General features: G+C 71.1%; 11 protein-coding genes and 1 pseudogene. 3 read left to right on the top strand and 9 right to left on the bottom strand.

Annotated features, from left to right (window positions below):
- Nucleotides 1-16 precede the first annotated feature (16 nt).
- From ACFVW8_RS06950 to ACFVW8_RS06935, 4 genes are read right to left on the bottom strand one after another with little or no spacing between them, the layout of a single operon-like run.
- Nucleotides 17-1621, bottom strand: coding sequence for an MFS transporter (locus ACFVW8_RS06950; protein ID WP_389686851.1), 1605 nt, complete (start codon nt 1619-1621; stop codon nt 17-19).
- Nucleotides 1618-2988: a cytochrome P450 gene (locus tag ACFVW8_RS06945; protein ID WP_389686849.1), complete on the bottom strand. Its 1371-nt coding sequence runs from the start codon at nt 2986-2988 to the stop codon at nt 1618-1620. The genes ACFVW8_RS06950 and ACFVW8_RS06945 overlap by 4 nt, the downstream gene beginning before the upstream one ends.
- Entirely contained in the window at nt 2982-4052 is a 1071-nt protein-coding gene (locus ACFVW8_RS06940; protein WP_389686847.1) for an alpha-hydroxy acid oxidase, read from the bottom strand. The genes ACFVW8_RS06945 and ACFVW8_RS06940 overlap by 7 nt, the downstream gene beginning before the upstream one ends.
- Nucleotides 4049-5623: an NAD(P)-binding domain-containing protein gene (locus tag ACFVW8_RS06935; RefSeq protein ID WP_389686845.1), complete on the bottom strand. Its 1575-nt coding sequence runs from the start codon at nt 5621-5623 to the stop codon at nt 4049-4051. The genes ACFVW8_RS06940 and ACFVW8_RS06935 overlap by 4 nt, the downstream gene beginning before the upstream one ends.
- 62 nt (nt 5624-5685) lie before the next feature.
- Here ACFVW8_RS06935 and hutH point away from each other — a divergent pair, with 62 nt between their 5' ends.
- Nucleotides 5686-7263, top strand: coding sequence for a histidine ammonia-lyase (hutH, locus tag ACFVW8_RS06930; protein WP_389686843.1), 1578 nt, complete (start codon nt 5686-5688; stop codon nt 7261-7263).
- A gap of 46 nt (nt 7264-7309) precedes the next feature.
- Here hutH and ACFVW8_RS06925 read toward each other — a convergent pair.
- Both ACFVW8_RS06925 and ACFVW8_RS06920 read right to left on the bottom strand, forming a co-directional pair.
- Nucleotides 7310-7993 (bottom strand): annotated as a pseudogene (locus tag ACFVW8_RS06925) (sensor histidine kinase); the annotation flags it as partial.
- Nucleotides 7994-8445: 452 nt separating this feature from the next.
- On the bottom strand, nt 8446-9126 hold the full coding sequence (locus tag ACFVW8_RS06920) for a response regulator transcription factor (RefSeq protein WP_389686841.1): 681 nt from the start codon (nt 9124-9126) through the stop codon (nt 8446-8448).
- A gap of 359 nt (nt 9127-9485) precedes the next feature.
- Between ACFVW8_RS06920 and ACFVW8_RS06915 the strand changes: the two genes are divergently transcribed.
- Together ACFVW8_RS06915 and ACFVW8_RS06910 are read left to right on the top strand one after the other, a co-directional pair.
- Nucleotides 9486-10568: a DUF3533 domain-containing protein gene (locus tag ACFVW8_RS06915; RefSeq protein WP_389686839.1), complete on the top strand. Its 1083-nt coding sequence runs from the start codon at nt 9486-9488 to the stop codon at nt 10566-10568.
- A complete protein-coding gene (locus ACFVW8_RS06910) occupies nt 10565-10942 on the top strand; it encodes a hypothetical protein (RefSeq protein WP_389686837.1) in 378 nt (125 codons plus the stop codon). The genes ACFVW8_RS06915 and ACFVW8_RS06910 overlap by 4 nt, the downstream gene beginning before the upstream one ends.
- Nucleotides 10943-10976: 34 nt before the next feature.
- Here ACFVW8_RS06910 and ACFVW8_RS06905 read toward each other — a convergent pair whose 3' ends face one another.
- From ACFVW8_RS06905 to ACFVW8_RS06895, 3 genes are all read right to left on the bottom strand, one after another.
- Complete coding sequence (locus ACFVW8_RS06905; protein WP_389686835.1) at nt 10977-11738, bottom strand: hypothetical protein; 762 nt, start codon at nt 11736-11738, stop codon at nt 10977-10979.
- Nucleotides 11739-12018: 280 nt separating this feature from the next.
- Nucleotides 12019-12753, bottom strand: a complete 735-nt coding sequence (locus tag ACFVW8_RS06900; RefSeq protein WP_389686833.1) for a dienelactone hydrolase family protein — start codon at nt 12751-12753, stop codon at nt 12019-12021.
- Nucleotides 12754-13070: 317 nt separating this feature from the next.
- On the bottom strand, nt 13071-14771 hold the full coding sequence (locus ACFVW8_RS06895) for a serine/threonine-protein kinase (RefSeq protein ID WP_389686831.1): 1701 nt from the start codon (nt 14769-14771) through the stop codon (nt 13071-13073).
- Between the last annotated feature and the right edge of the window lie 131 nt (nt 14772-14902).

Genomic DNA, 14902 nt, shown 5'->3' with positions numbered 1-14902 from the left:
CGCGCGACAAGGCCGCTCATATCGCCGTACCTTCACCGGGCAGGGGCGTTGCCGTCGTGGTCTGCTCGGCGGGGACGGCTTCGCTGCGCACCAGATCGTCGAGTTCGGCGTTGAGCCGGGTGGCGCCCTCGGGATCCTGGGCAGCGGCCGGCCGGCTGCTCCCGCGGACGGCGACAGCGATCCCCGCCAGGGCCATGGGGAGCGCGACGAACACGGCGGCGGTGCGCATGCCTCCCGGGGCGGAGAGGACCAGTGCGATCAGGGGTGGCCCGAAGGCGCCGCCGGATTTGCCGACGGCCGCGGCCCAGCCGCCCGCGGTTCCCCGGATGGCCACGGGGTAGATCTCGGCCGTGTAGGGGCCGATGAGGGCGATGACTCCGGCGGTTCCGGCGAACAGCAGCATCACGGCGGTCAGGAGGACGGGCCGGCTGCCGTCCATCCCGACGAGGGCCAGGGCGAGCAGTGCCCCGACGGTGAGGGCCGCGTAGACGACCATGGTGCCCCTCGCCGACCAGCGCATGTAGAGCCAGGCGGCGACCACGCAGGTGGGGACGGACAGCAGCGACGAGACGAACAGCAGCGTGGCGGCGGACATGCCGTGCCGGTCCGAGGCCTCCAGCTGGCTGGGCAGGAAGGTGATGAAGCCCCAGTAGACGAGGCCCCAGGCGAGTGCGTAGCCGCTGACGACCAGCGTCCTGGCTGTCTGGGGGCGTTTGAACAGGGTCGAGGCGGGGACGCGCCCGGGCTGCTGCTGCCGGGCGGTGAAGGCGGCTGATTCCGGAATCCACCGGTTCAGCGCGATCAGGATCAGGACCAGCGGCAGCTGGGCGAACCACAGAATGCGCCACCCGGTCAGCGGGATGAGTACGGCCGCCAGTCCGGCAGCCGCCATATAGCCGCCGGTGGTGGTGAGTCCGGCCTGGAGCACCATGATGGCCGCGCGCCGTCCGGGTGGCAGGCTCTCGGTCATGAGGGCGTAGACAACCGGCAGCATGCCTCCGGCTGCCATCCCCATCAATGCGCACATGACCAGGATGCCGCCGAACGTCGGCATGGCGCCGCACACCGTCGTACCGAGGAAGAGCAGGGACGCGATGAGGATCGTGGCCCTGCGCCCGATGCGGTCCGCGGCGCGGCCCCACACGAGTGATCCCACCACCGTGCCGCTCAGGGCCACCGTGGGCAACCATGAGACCTCGGCGGCGCTGAGGTGGAACTCGGCGCGCATGCCGGGCTGGATGAATGCCAGAGTGGCGGGTTTCATCTGGTCCACCATGAGCGCGAAGCTCAGAACGGCGATGAGACGGCGCCGGCTTGCCGGGGTCGTCCGGGCAGGGGCGGGGGCGGCCGCCGGTCCTGCTCCAGGACGCTGCATGACCGCGAACCCGGAGATCACCACGCCCACGACGATGGCGGCCATGGCGCCCCACATCACCCACGACATTCCCATCATGGCCATGTGGAATCCCATGGATGCGGAATCGATGAACATCCACAGATGCTGGGCGACGCCGGCGCAGGTGAGGGCGACACCGGTCCAGAACATCAAGGGCCGGGGTATCAGCGATGCTGATTGCCCGGAGGGAGGGCCCGCCTCGGCGGCGGCCTCCGGGGGCGTCATCCGTTCCCTCCTTCCGGGTGAGGGACGGGGCAGCTCCCGGCCGGGCGCTCCCCGAAGTAGCGGGATGCGGGGCGCTGTTGACGGGCATGCAGCACCATGACGATGCCGAGCACCAGCTGGCGCACGCCGCGGGTCACGTCCTCGACCCCGTCCCGCAGCCGGACGAATCTCCGCAACGCGTGGAGGCGACGGGGCTGGGGAGACAGGCCGCGCGGAATCAGCAGGCAGGGGGCCCGGTGCGGGATGGAACGGGTGTGCGATGCCGTCGAGTCCAGCCGGAACCGGTGCAGCACCTCGCGGACCGCGGCGCGCAGCACGAGCGGCGACAGCCGCCAGGCCGGGCAGGGACGGTTCGCCGCCATTCCGTACGGGATGTGGTGGACGTCCTTGGCGACCAGGCCGGTCCAGCGGTCCGGGTCGAACTCGTCGGGCCGTTCGTATCCGGTGGCGTGGTAGTCCGGGTAGTTGAAGCACACCACGGAGCCGGCCGGCAGCACGGTCTCGTCGTCGAGCGGGATCTCGCCCGTGGTGATGCGGTGGGCGATGCCGAACAGCGGGTACAACCGCATCGTCTCGTCGAGCACCTGCGTCAGGTACCGGTCGTCCTGCGGATCGGCGACCAGACGGTCCTGCACCCGAGGGTGGTGGGCCAGAGCGAGCAGGACGTGTGCGGTCGCCTCGGACAGCTGCACCACCGCTGTGTTGAAGAAGGTCCCCTGCAGGTAGTGCACCTGCTCCGGCAGCGACAGTGAGGCCGGCAGCGGATGCGCCACGTCGCCGGCCTCGACCCGGGCGCGCAGATACGTCGTCAGCCGGGCCCTGCGCCGCGGATGGCGCAGGCCGGTGCACTTCAGGGCGGTGATCACATCACCGGCGTGCCCGGTGATCAGGTCTCGGGCGCGTGGGGGGCACGGTTCCTGGAAGACCAGCTCGTAGCAGAACGCGGCCCATGCGGGCATCACCAGGTCGCGCAGCCGAACAAGGCTCATCCTGGAGTCCGGCACCGCCTCCAGCGCGTCGGCCACGGCCCGGCCGGCCGTCGCCACGAGTGCGGCCGAGCTCCCGGCGACGATGCGCCGCGTCGTGGCGGCCACGTCCTCGTAGCGTTCGCCGGGCTCCAGGTGCTCCTGGTGTACCTCGGGACCCGGCGCCAGCCAGTACCAGAACAGATCCGACAGGCCCGCGCCCTCGCTCCGGCCGTTCGCGGCCGGGTGGGCGTAGACCCGTTCGAAGACCTCCGGCCCGTGCGCCGTGCTGGGCAGGGTCACCGCCCGGTCGCCGTTGACCTTCTCGAAGATGCGCACCCGCATCGACACGACACCGCGTGGCAGCCACCACGTGTCCGTCCCCGTCCGGTTCCTCACCACATCCCGCCCTTCCGGACGACCGAGCCGGCTGTCAGATCGGCGTTCCGGCGCCCGCCGCACAGGGCCAGGGTGTGGTCGTACTCGTCGCGCAGCGTCGCCAGGACGCGCCGCACTCCCGTCTCCCCCTCGGCTGCCAGGCCCCACACGACCGGGCGTCCCACACCGACGGCCGCCGCGCCCAGCGCGATGGCCACCGCCACGTCGCTGCCCCTGCGCACCCCGCCGTCGAGCAGGACCGGCACCCTGCCGGCGACCACCCGGGCGATCGCGGGCAGGCAGTCCACGGCTGCCGGCACCGCGTCGCACTGGCGGCCACCGTGGTTGGAGACGATCACCCCGGCGGCGCCGTGGTCGACGGCGAGCCGTGCGTCGTCCGGATGCAGTACGCCCTTGACCAGTACGGGAAGTGACGTGCCGCGCACCGTCTCCGCGAAGTCCGGCCAGTGGACCGCCGGGGACATGGGAATGTCCGTCAGCACGCCAGGACCGGCGCCCGGCAGGTCGCGCATGTTCTCCGCGGCATGGCCGGGCGGAAGGTCGGTGAACCCGTTGCGCAGGTCCCTGGTGTGCCGGCCGAACACCGGCGAGTCGACGGTGACCACCAGCGCCGTGCACCCCGCTTCCTCGGCACGCCGGACGAGCGCCTCGGTGACCTCCCGGCGCGGGTGCAGATACAGCTGGAACCACACGGCCGGGGCCTCGGCCGCCTCGCGCGCCGCCGCGACGACCTCGGGGACCGCGACGGTCGCCGCCGTCCCCGTCACCAGGACCGCGCCCTCGGCGGCGGCGGCGCGGGCCGTGGCCCGTTCGCCGTCCGGATGGACCAGCCGGTGGAAAGCGGTCGGTGCGACGAGCACCGGCGCCGCCCGGCGGCCGCCCGGCAGTTCCACGGCGGTGTCACGCTCCTCGCTGCCGCACAGAACCCTGGGCAGCAGCCGGTACTGGTCGAACGCCTGCTCGTTCTCGGCGATGACACGTTCCTCGCCCGCGCCGCCCGCCACATAGTCGTAGAGGACCGGATCCAGTAACTTCCTTGCTGTCTCGTGCAGTTCGCGGAGCGTCACGACGCCACCGGGGCGGCCGGGCTGCGGTGTGCGGCGAGGAAGGTGCCCAGCGGGGCGCGGTGGATCTCCTCGTCGTCCCACTCGTTCTCCAGGTTCTCCGTGACGTGGTGCTCGGCGACGAACGCACCGTCCCGGTACCAGCGCACGACGGGATGCAGATAGCGGCCGTCCAGGCCCGCGACATCCCGCTGTGTCTTGCGGCCCGCGGTGACGTCGAAGGGGTCCACCGAATCGTGGTCCGCCCCGTACTCCAGGGTGATCACCGCGTAGGCGTCGACGTCGCCGAAGTCCCCGCCGCGCACCGCGTCCGGCACGTGGTCGACGGGAACCTCCTCGGCGTAGCGCAGCGTGCCGTCCGGGGCGAGCAGCAGCAGGTCACCGAGGACGGCGAACTGCTGCCACAGCGCGGAGGACCGGTTGACGCGGGCGATCACCGCGTCGACGGCCCGCTGCGTGGCGTCCCCGAGTTCCGTCACCGGCCAGGGTTCGCCGTGGTGGCGCTGCCGCAGCCCGCGGTGCAGTGCCCGCACCGCGTAGCGGAAGCCGTGGATGAAGCCGGTGGTGGACTTCCTGAAGTCACGGCCCTGCATCAGCGTTCCCGCGAAGTACAGGCCGGGGACGTTGACCGACTCTCCGATGGGCGTCAGGGCCGGGAAACGGCCGTCGACGATCAGGTCCGGCGTGCACGTGCTGTCAAAGACCGAGGCGTCGAACCGGAATCCGGTCGCGATGATCACCCGGTCGTAGCGGAGATCCTTGACGACCTCGTCGGCCCGCTCGAAGGCGACCGGGACGCGGAAGCCGTCCTCGTCCCGGTGGATCGCGAGCACACGTCCGTCGAGGAGAGCGTTCTGCGACTTCAGCTGGTAGCTGTCCAGGAAGTTGTTGTAGACCGCGCGCAGGTGTCCCACGTAGTGCGTTCGCCAGGCCATTTTCAGCGAGCCCGAACCGACGAGGTGGATGACCGCCGCGTTCTCCATCAGGTTCTCGGCCGTCTCGAAGGCGGAGTTGCCCCGCCCGATGATGAGCACCCGCTGATCGGTGTAGGACTCCGGATCGGTGTCGATCGTGTCGTAGTGCTCGGCCAGTTCGACGCCCGGGACCGACGGAAGATTCGGCAGCGTCATCCCGGTGGCGGTCACCAGACGCCGGGCCCGCCATTGCTTGCCGGTGTGGTCGGTGACGGTGAATCCCTCGTCATCGCGGGAGACCGTCTCGACCGCGGTGTCGTACCGCACGCGCACCCCGGTCCTGGAGGCGAAGTCCGACAGGTAGCGCACCAGGTCGTCGGCGGGCGGGAAGTAGCGGGGGCTGTACCGGGTGAACAGCAGCTCCGGGTCGTCGCTCAGCAGGGAGTTCCAGTCCATCCGCAGCCGCAGCTCCGGATCGTCGTACCCGGTGTGCACCTTGTTGTTCGAGATCAGGTTGCGGTGCCGGGGAAACCGCGTGAAGAAGGTGCCCGGACCACTGCCGCGCTCCAGAACGACGTAGTCCGCGCCGTCCCGCTCCAGGAAGGCGGCGAGTTGCAGTCCGGCGGGCCCCGCTCCGATGATCAGGTAGTCATGGGTCATGCTGCGGAAGCTATCCACCGGATTTCAGAGCGCTCTGAGATTCCCGGCCTACGTTTCCGGACGTGCTCACCACCACCGACAGCGTCTCGCTCACCGGCCCTCTGGACTCCGCCGCCCTGCGCCGCTCGGCGGCGCCGCTCACTGTCGCCGTGGACGACGCGGCCCGGTCGCGCCTGGACCGCGGCCGCCGCCTCTTTCACGGCCTGCGGCACAGCGAGAGCGGCGATGCCCCCGCGATCTACGGCGCCACCACCGGATTCGGCGCACTCGTGGGGTACGCCGGCCGTACTGACGAGGCCGACCAGTGCGACAACACCCTGGCCCACCTCGGCGCGGGCCAGGGACCGGACCTGCCCAAGGAGATCTGCCGCGCCTCCCTCCTGCTGCGCACCTGGTCCCTGGCCCAGGGGCTGTCGGGCGTGTCCGCCGAGGTGGTCGACCGGCTCGCCGCGATGTTCGCCACGACCTTCGTTCCCGCCGTCCCCCGGTACGGCTCCGTCGGGGCGAGTGGAGACCTGATTCCGCTCGCCTACGCCACACAGGCGTTGCGCGGCCGGGGACACGCCTATGTGGACGGCCGCCGCATGCCGGCCGCCGACGCTCTGACCGCCGCCGGGCTGCGCCCGCTCACCCTGGACGGCCGTGACGCCCTCGCTCTCGTCAACGGCACCTCCGTCACCACGGCGGCCCTGGCACTGGCCCACGACTCCGTCCGAGCGGCGCACCGCTCACTGATGGACCTCACCTGTCTGCTGGCCGACCTTCTCGGCTGCGACCCCGGTTTCCTCGACGGGGACCTGCTGCGCGCCTACGGCCACAGCGGTGCGATCGACGTCGGTGCGCAGATGCGGGGCACGCTCGCCGGCACCGTCCCCTCCGGTACCCGGCCGTTGCAGGAGCCGTACAGCATCCGCTGCTCCCCGCAGCTGCTGGGGGCGGCCGAGGACGCGCTGCGTTACGTCGACGGTGTGGTCGCCGCGGATCTCGGCGGCGTCAGCGACAACCCGCTCTTCTTCCACGACGATGCGGAGAACGGGATGGCGGGAAGGGGCAAGGTGGTGCACGGCGGGAACTTCTTCGGGCAGCCCGCCGCGTTCGCGGCCGACCTGCTCGCCTCCGTGACCGCCCAGTTGGGCAACCTCGCCGAACGACAGCTCGACCTGCTGATGGACCCGGCACGCAACGGGGGCCTGCCGCCGATGCTCGCCACCGTGCCGGGCGCCCAGCACGGACTGCAGGGCGTGCAGTTGGCCACCACCGCGTTCGTGGCGGAGATCCGCCGGTGCGCGACACCCGCCGGAATGCAGAGCCTGCCGACGAACCTCCACAACCAGGACGTCGTGCCGTTCGGGACCCAGGCGGCCCTGCGCTCCTACGACATGGCTGAACTGCTCGGTCTCCTGTGCGGGTCGCTCGCGCTCGGTCTGCGCCAGACCGTCCATGTCGGCGGCCGGCGCCCCACCTCCCCCGCGTGCGCCGGACTCCTCGACGCACTCATCGAAGCCATTCCCCCCGTCGATCCGGACCGTCCGCTGGACGCGGATGTCCGCGCCGCGGCACACCTGCTCGCCACCCGCGATCTGCCCCGGCCGGACGTGCCGGGGCACGGGCCGGCAGCGGGCCGCACTCCGGGAACGTGATGGTGAACCGGGCGCCGCTCCCGGGCCGGCTGGCCGCGTCGACCGTGCCACCGTGATGCGTGACCACCTCCTTCAACAGCGCGAGTCCCAGCCCGTACCGGCCGCCCTCGCCGGCCCGGTGGAATCGTTGGAACAGCCGTTCGCCACCGGCGGCATCGAAGCCCGGCCCGGTGTCCGAGACGGCCAGCCCGACCGTCCCGCGGGAACGGGTCAGTTCCACCACGATCCGCCCGCCCGCCGGGGTGTGGCTGATCGCGTTGGACAGCAGCTCTCCCACGGCGCGCCGCAGCGCCGACTCGACACCGTCGACGGTCACCGGGTGCGGTGGGCTCCTCACGACGACGGTGAGGCCTCCCTCCCGCGCCCGGTCGGACTCCTCGGCGACCGCTGACCGGGCCAGCGCCACGAGATCGACCGGCCGGTGCTCCGACCGCCGCGCCGGGCCCGTCGCGAGGCTGGCCGACAGCAGCAGGTCGTCCAGCACATCGCCGAGCCTGCCGACCGAACCGACCAGCCGGGTCAGCCCTTCACGATGCGCGCCGGGCAGCTCCTCGGCGGCCGCCTGCCGCACCAGCACCTGTGCCCGCGTGTACACCAGGGTGAGCGGGGTGCGCAGTTCGTGGCTGGCGTCCGTGACGAACCGGCGCTGCCGGGCGAGCGCCTCGGCCAGCGGTGCCACGGCCCGGCGCCCGAGCACCACTCCGGTGACGGCGGCGGCGAGCAACCCCATCAGCTCGGCGACTCCCAGCGCGGTCCACAGGTGATCCCGGTCGGCCAGCTGGAAGCGCATGTCGAACACCGCCTGCACCGGCTTCCCGTCCGCCCGGAGCTGCGTACGCACCACGTACTGCGTGTGGTTGCGCCGTACGGTGCGCTCCACGGGCTCGTGGGCCCGCAGCACCCGGTCCACGTCGGCCCGCACCGGGAAGCCGGCGGGGGCGTTGGCCAGTGGCGTCGTGCCGGGCTCGTACAGCCAGCTGCACACGGGCGAGCTCGACAGGTCGCCGTATGCCGCGCTGTGCCGCAGCTCCCGCCACACCTGGTCGTTCTGCGCGCCCACCATCACCGTGTGCGAGACACCGCCGGCGACCGTGATCAGCAGCGTGATGATCGCGCCGGTGATCACCGCGATCCGCAGCCGCGCCCTGCGTACCGCCGCCCCCTCCGCGTCCGCCGACGACTTCACACCGCCCCCAGGCGGTAGCCGACCCCGCGGACCGTGCGTACGACCCGCCGGCCCAGCTTGCGACGGAGGTAGTAGACGTAGGTGTCGACGAGGGACGAGGCGGACGCCTCCTGGAACACCGTCCGGCGCAACTGCTCGCGCGAGTGCACGGTCTCCGGGTGCGCGGCGAGCACCCACAGCAGCTCGAACTCCCGGGCCGCGAGGGTGATCCGCTCCCCGCCGGCCAGCCGGACCTCGCGGTGACCGACGTACAGATGGCCCGAGCCGATCCTCAGCACATCGGTGCCGTCGAGTGCCCGACGGCACAACGCCCTCAACCGGGCGCTGAGTTCGTCGAGGTCGAACGGCTTCACCAGGTAGTCGTCGGCGCCGGCGTCCAGCCCGTCGACCCGGTCGTGCACGGTTCCCATCGCGGTGAGCAGCAGCACCGGCGTGCGGACCGCGCTGGAACGCAGCCGGCCCAGCAGTTCGATGCCGTTCAGCACCGGCAGGCGCCGGTCGACAACGAGCACGTCGTACCGCCGGGTGAGGCCGAGATGCAGACCCCGGTGGCCGTCGGCCGCCACGTCGACCGCGTACCCCTCCTCCCGCAGCACTTCGGAGAGCATGGAGGACAGCTCCCCGTCGTCCTCGACGAGCAACAGCCGCCACGGATCGCTCACATGCTTCTGTTCCACCGTCTCAGTCTCCTCGCCCCTCCCCGCAACACGAGTCAACGCCGTTGCCCGCCACGGGGTTCCCGGTCGGGGGGTCCTGGTCCGGGCGAAGGCCGGCGTAGCCGGGGCCCACCGGTGTGATGTACGGGTACGGGTCCTGGCGGCGAGTCGTGTGACCGGCCGGGTCGGTCCGCAGGCGGCGGGCCCGGTCCGGTGGCGTTGGCGGAGTGCGGGCCCGGCGGGCTGCCCGCCGGGGCATTCGGCCGAACAGGGGAGGAAGCCTCGGACGAGGCGTGGCCTCCCGGCCTGGCTTCGGGTCCGGCCGAGGATGTGGTGGTTGCGGGTGGACCGCACCGACACAGCCGAGTACAGGAGTTCATATGGCGTATGCGAAGGGTCGGCCAACGGCGGACAGAGGCGGCGCCTTGGCGGAGTTACGCGATGCGATCTCGACCCGGGCGGTCCTCGTCATGGTCGGGGTTCTCCTGCTCCAACTGGGCTTCGCCCTGTCCTACATGGGGGCCTTCCACGCCCCGGAACCACACCGGATCCCGGTCGTGGTGGTCGCACCGGAAGCCATGGAGAAGGACCTGGTGGCCCGGCTCAACGCACTGCCGGGTACCCCCTTGCACGTCAGCACGGCCGAGGACCGGATCCAGGCCCGGGCCCGGCTCCTGGACCGGCGCACGGACGCGGCCCTCCTCGTCGACGCTGCCGGGCGCACCGACACCCTGCTCATCGCCTCGGCGGGCGGGACTTCAGCGGCGGATGCCGCCACGAAGGTCATGCAGGCGATCGAACGGACCCAGAACCGCGAGATGGCCGTACGTGACATCCGGCCGCCCGCGGCCGGGGACTCGCGAGGGCTCTCGTCCTTCTACCTGGTCCTCAGCTGGACGATCGGCGGCTACCTCGCCGCATCGGCCCTGAACATGGCGGCCGGTTCCAAACGCCCCACCCTCCGCCGTATCCTCGTGCGGCTGACGGCGATGGTGCCCTACGCCTTCGTCTCCGGTATCGGAGGGGCCATCATCGTGGGCCCTGTGCTGCACTGCCTTCCGGGTGCCTTCTGGGAGCTCGTCGGAATCGGCACGCTGGTGGTATTCGCCTCCGGAGCCGTGGGCGTGGCCCTGCAGTCCTTGGCGGGCACGGTCGGTCTGGGCCTCACCATCCTCATCTTCACCATCCTCGGCAACCCCAGCTCCGGCGGGGTGTACCCCGCATCACTGCTGCCGCCGTTCTGGCGCGCGATCGGTCAGGCACTGCCGCCCGGCGCCGGCACGACCGTGGTGCGCAACACGGTCTACTTCGACGGAAACGCCACCACCGGAGCCCTGTGGGTCCTCGGTGCCTGGGCCTTCGGCGGAATTGTCGCAGCAGTCCTGTCAGCCGGGCTGCGCGACCGGCGCCGCGGCCCACGCCCAGGGACCGAAGCCGCACGGGCGGCCACGACCCCGGCGTGACAACCGGTTCCGGGCCGGCCCTGCCTCGCGAGGGGCTCCACTCCGAGGAGGGCTGCGGTTGTGGTGTAAACGGTCCGGACGAGAGCGTCATACAGATCCTGGCTGTTGAGCGCCGCCGTGTACGCACGGATCAGTGCGTACACGGCGGCGGCCTTGCAGGCAACCCGTGGTCGATGATCGTCGTCGAACTGATCGACGTGATCGACGGAAAGATCGCCAGGAAGCGCACGTTCTTCGTTGACCCGGTGCGTCTGCGGACCAGCATGATCGAGCGCGAGGCAGCCTTGAAGGACCCGCTGCCGGAGCGGTACGGGCTCGGCCGCAACCTCCTCCTTGCCATGCACGCGGCAGGAGCGGACACAGAGATTCGCTGACCGCCCGGCCCGGAGGGGTACGCGGCCGGGGCTCTCAACGGCGGCGGATCACAGTGGCCGCGAGGAGACCAACAGTTGTCACCACGGGCAGGAGTACCAGCAGCGTCATGGGGTGAAGCAGCATCTCGACGAAAGAATCCGGGGCGCCTATGCCGTCAGCCGGGTACATGCCCATCTCACTCGCGGCCCAGAAGATTCCCGCCCCGGCAAAGAGCGTGATCATCAGCGAGAGCAATGACAGTGTGAACAGCGACATGTCCCGGCTGCGCCGGCGGCTGCGCGCGATCCGGTCCTGCACGTCGGGCACAGGGCTCCAGTCCTGTCCCCGGTACGCCAGCCACATCTGCCGCAGCAGGGCCACCTCGTGGGCCAGATCCTGGCACTTGCGGTCATCGAGATGCGGCAGCACGTGCCGACTGCCCGTCGCGTGATACAGAACGACCAGGCGGCGGGGGGCTTCCCCTGGTACCACCTCATGGCCTGCGACGTTGTGGATCTCGATCCCCTGCACGTCCTGCCAGGCCATCGTGTGTGTGCCGAACGCTTTCCGGACCGTGAGGCGGTGTTCGTCACAAAGGGTCGCCGTTACCGGCACCCGGGCGATGGCGACGCCCACGAAGACGAACAGTGCTGTGAAACCCGCACCCACCGCGATGGGCACAATCACGGGTGAACCGGCCATGTCGTAGACCAGCGCGACGGCCCCCAGTGCCGGAGCGGAAAGGCTGAGCCACAGCTTGTGTGTACTCCCCATAAATCGGTACTCGCGGCGCGTGTCCGGCGCGTCGGCAGCCATAACCATTGAGGCTACACACCGCGTCCTGGGACGGCAGCCAAAGGACAGACAGCGCAACCGGGCAGGGGCAGTTGGGCCGGCACCAGCGGCCCCCCAGCCCCTGCTCGGCGGCGTGCAGTCCGAGAGAGCCGGGGACGCGCTGATCCGACCTCAATGAACCGCTGGGCCCTGCGGCTCAGGCCTCCAGGCGCGGCCGGGCTGCGGCCTCCCGCACACCGGCTCCGGGGGACCTCTCGGATTCCGGGCCGGATACCTCAGGTCCGGTCGCCGAGCCGCCGCCTCAGCTGCCGGCCGGGGAGTCGCCGAGGAGGGCCAGCAGGCGGTCCCAATGGTGCTGAAGCGCGGCGGAGTTGAAGGATTCGGTGTCGGACATGGTGAATCCGTGGACCGTGCCGGGATAGATCTCGGAGGTGTAACCGACACCTGCGGCATCCAGGGCCCGGTTGAGCTCGCCGAGAGCATCGGGCGTCAGGTCCCCCTCGGCGTGGCCGAAGTGGACCCGTGCGGTGAGCCCCGCGAGAGCATCGGGTCCGTCGGCGCCCACGGGGGCGTGGAACGCGGCCAAGGCGGCCACTTGGCCGGGATGGGCCACGGCTGTGCGCGTCGCCAGCAGGCCGCCGATGCAGTAACCGGTCACCGCGACCGGGCCGGCGCCGACCCGGGGCCGGGTGGTGAGGAACCTGAGGTAGGCATCGGCGTCACTCAGGGCACGTTCAGCCGTGTGTGCCTCGATCAAGGGCATCACCTGCGCGAAGACCGCGGACCGGGCCTCTTCACCGATGTATTCGGGAAGCTCGATCACGGGTGTCGGCCCGTGCCGGTAGAAGATGTTGGGGACGAGCACGTAGTAGCCGTGCCCGGCCAGTTCGCGGGCCATCTCCTGTACCACGGGCCGGATACCGAAGCCGTCCGGGTACATGAGCACCCCTGGGTGCCGTCCGTCGCCGTCGGGGAAGGCGGCGAAAGCGTCGGCCTGGCCGTCCGCGGTGGGAATCTGCAGCGTTTCGGTGGGCATGAGTTCTCCTGTCGTGGTTGAGGTGTCGAACTGTGGTCAACACGACAGGAGGCGGAGCCCGCGCAACAGCGCCGGATCCTCCGTCCAACAGAGGGCCTGCCCCGGCCCGAACGGCGCTCAGAGGAGCGCCGGGTCGCCAATCCGTGTGTGGCTCAATGCCGTCCCGGTAGTCATCGCCGCACAACATAGCCCAGCGCACGAGATCGATGCCAGTCCCGGCCCACTGCGCTGTTCGAGACCGCCCCCATCACCGGGGTGCCACCGGCCCGGTCGAGGAGAGCGCTCGCGAACTCGGCCCGAACGCCGTCGTGCTGTCCTCATGCCGGCCGGCCGGACAGCACGACGTGCTTGCCGTGGGCGTACGCGGCAAGCTCCGTGCGCAGCCGGCGGACCACGGCGTTCGCGGGCCCCTGACCGGAGGCGGCGCGGGCCGGGTGGCAAAGGATGTAGCCCTCCCCGCTCGGGTGGGGGCCGGCGCCGTTCTGCTGCAACCACTGCGTCGTGGGTCTGCTGCCGGTGCGGAACCAGACGACGACGGGGGCCCCGCGCCCCGGTCCCTCGACCCCGATCCGGTCGATCGCCACCCAGGGGACGGAGAACACGGCAACGCGTGTCCGCCCCTGCCGCATGACCTCCTGCTCGACGGTGAGCTGCCCCGCCTCGAGGCGGATCCTGCTGTACGGGGCCTTCTTCTCGTTCGCCGCCCTGTCGTACTCCCAGACCGCGCAGACGATCAGCACGATGGCGATCACGGCGTAGTCCGGTCCGACGGGCATCCAGCCTTCCTCGGGATGGAACTGGTGGTAGACAACTGCCCACAGGACCAGCACCACCGCGCCGATCAGCGCCTTCACGCAGAACCCCGAGACGCGCGGGCCCAACGGCCTTGCGAACTCGCCCGGATGAAGGTCCCTGGTGCTCGATGCGAAGGCGTGGCCGGACGGCTCCTCGCGCTCACGTCTCCGTTCCGACTCCCGCGTCTGCCGCCGTGCCGGCTGCTGTGCCGGCTGCCGCGCCTGCCTCTGCTCCGGCTGGTGCTGCTGCGTCCGCACCCGGGCACGCTTGTGCTCGAGTCTCCGAAGCGCCGTGGCCAGCTCTCGCATCTCGCGCCTGCGCGCCTGCGCCAGCTCGGCTGCCGGACCACCGCGGTCCACCACGGTCGGCGGGTGCCAGGGCGCGCGTCCGAGCTGCCGCAACACGCCGGCGAGCTCGCCTGCACTGGTGTTCCGCTCGCGCGGGTCCTTGCGCAGCAGCATGAGGACGACCTCGTCCCACCCCGCCGGGATCCCCTCCGCGACCGAACTGGGCGCCGGCGCCTCCTGGGTGAGGTGGGCCGTGAGGTAGCCAACGGTGTCCGGGGCCAGGAACGGCAGCCGACCGGTGATCATCTCGAAGAGGAGGCAGCCGAGCGCGTACAGGTCGCTGCGCGCCTCGGGGTGTCCACGGGCCTGCTCGGGGGCCATGTACGGCGGCGTTCCCACGATGAAGCCGGTCTGGGTGATCCGGTCCGCCGTCGCGTACGGGTCGGCCGCCCGCGCGATGCCGAAATCCAGGACCTTCGCCGCCCCCGAGGGCAGGACATGGATGTTGGACGGCTTGATGTCCCGGTGCAGGACGTCGGCCCGGTGCGCCTCGGCGAGCGCGTCACAGATCTGCGCGCCCCACTCGGCCGCCTCGGCCAGGCCGACCGGTCCGCGACGCAGCACCACGTCGAGCCCCTCGCCCCGGAGGCGCTCCATCACCAGAAAGGGCGCCTTGCCGTCCTCGCTCTCGGTCTCGCCGAGGTCATGGACGGTCACGATGTTGGGATGCTGCAGCAGAGCGGTGATCCGGGCCTCGCGCAGGAACCGGGTCCGCGCCTCGCCGCCCCGGCTGCCGCCGCCGGACAGCAGGGTGATCACCTTGACCGCGACCAAGCGTTCCAGGGTGCCGTCGTGTGCTTCCCACACCTGCCCCATGCCGCCTTCACCCAGCTGACGAATCAGCCGGTATCGACCCCCGAGAAGATGATCCCGCACCGCAAAGGCCCCCGCTCAGAGTGCGTCTGATGCCCCAACAGTAATGCGGTACCCAATTACCCAACGGCCCAACAGCGAATCCGAGCACTGTGATTGCCGCCTCGGGGGGGCCGAAGCCCTGACCGGCTTCG

This window comes from Streptomyces sp. NPDC058221 (assembly GCF_042882365.1).
In the GTDB taxonomy this organism is placed as follows: Bacteria; Actinomycetota; Actinomycetes; order Streptomycetales; family Streptomycetaceae; genus Streptomyces.
This window is presented reverse-complemented; position numbering and strand designations above follow the sequence as displayed.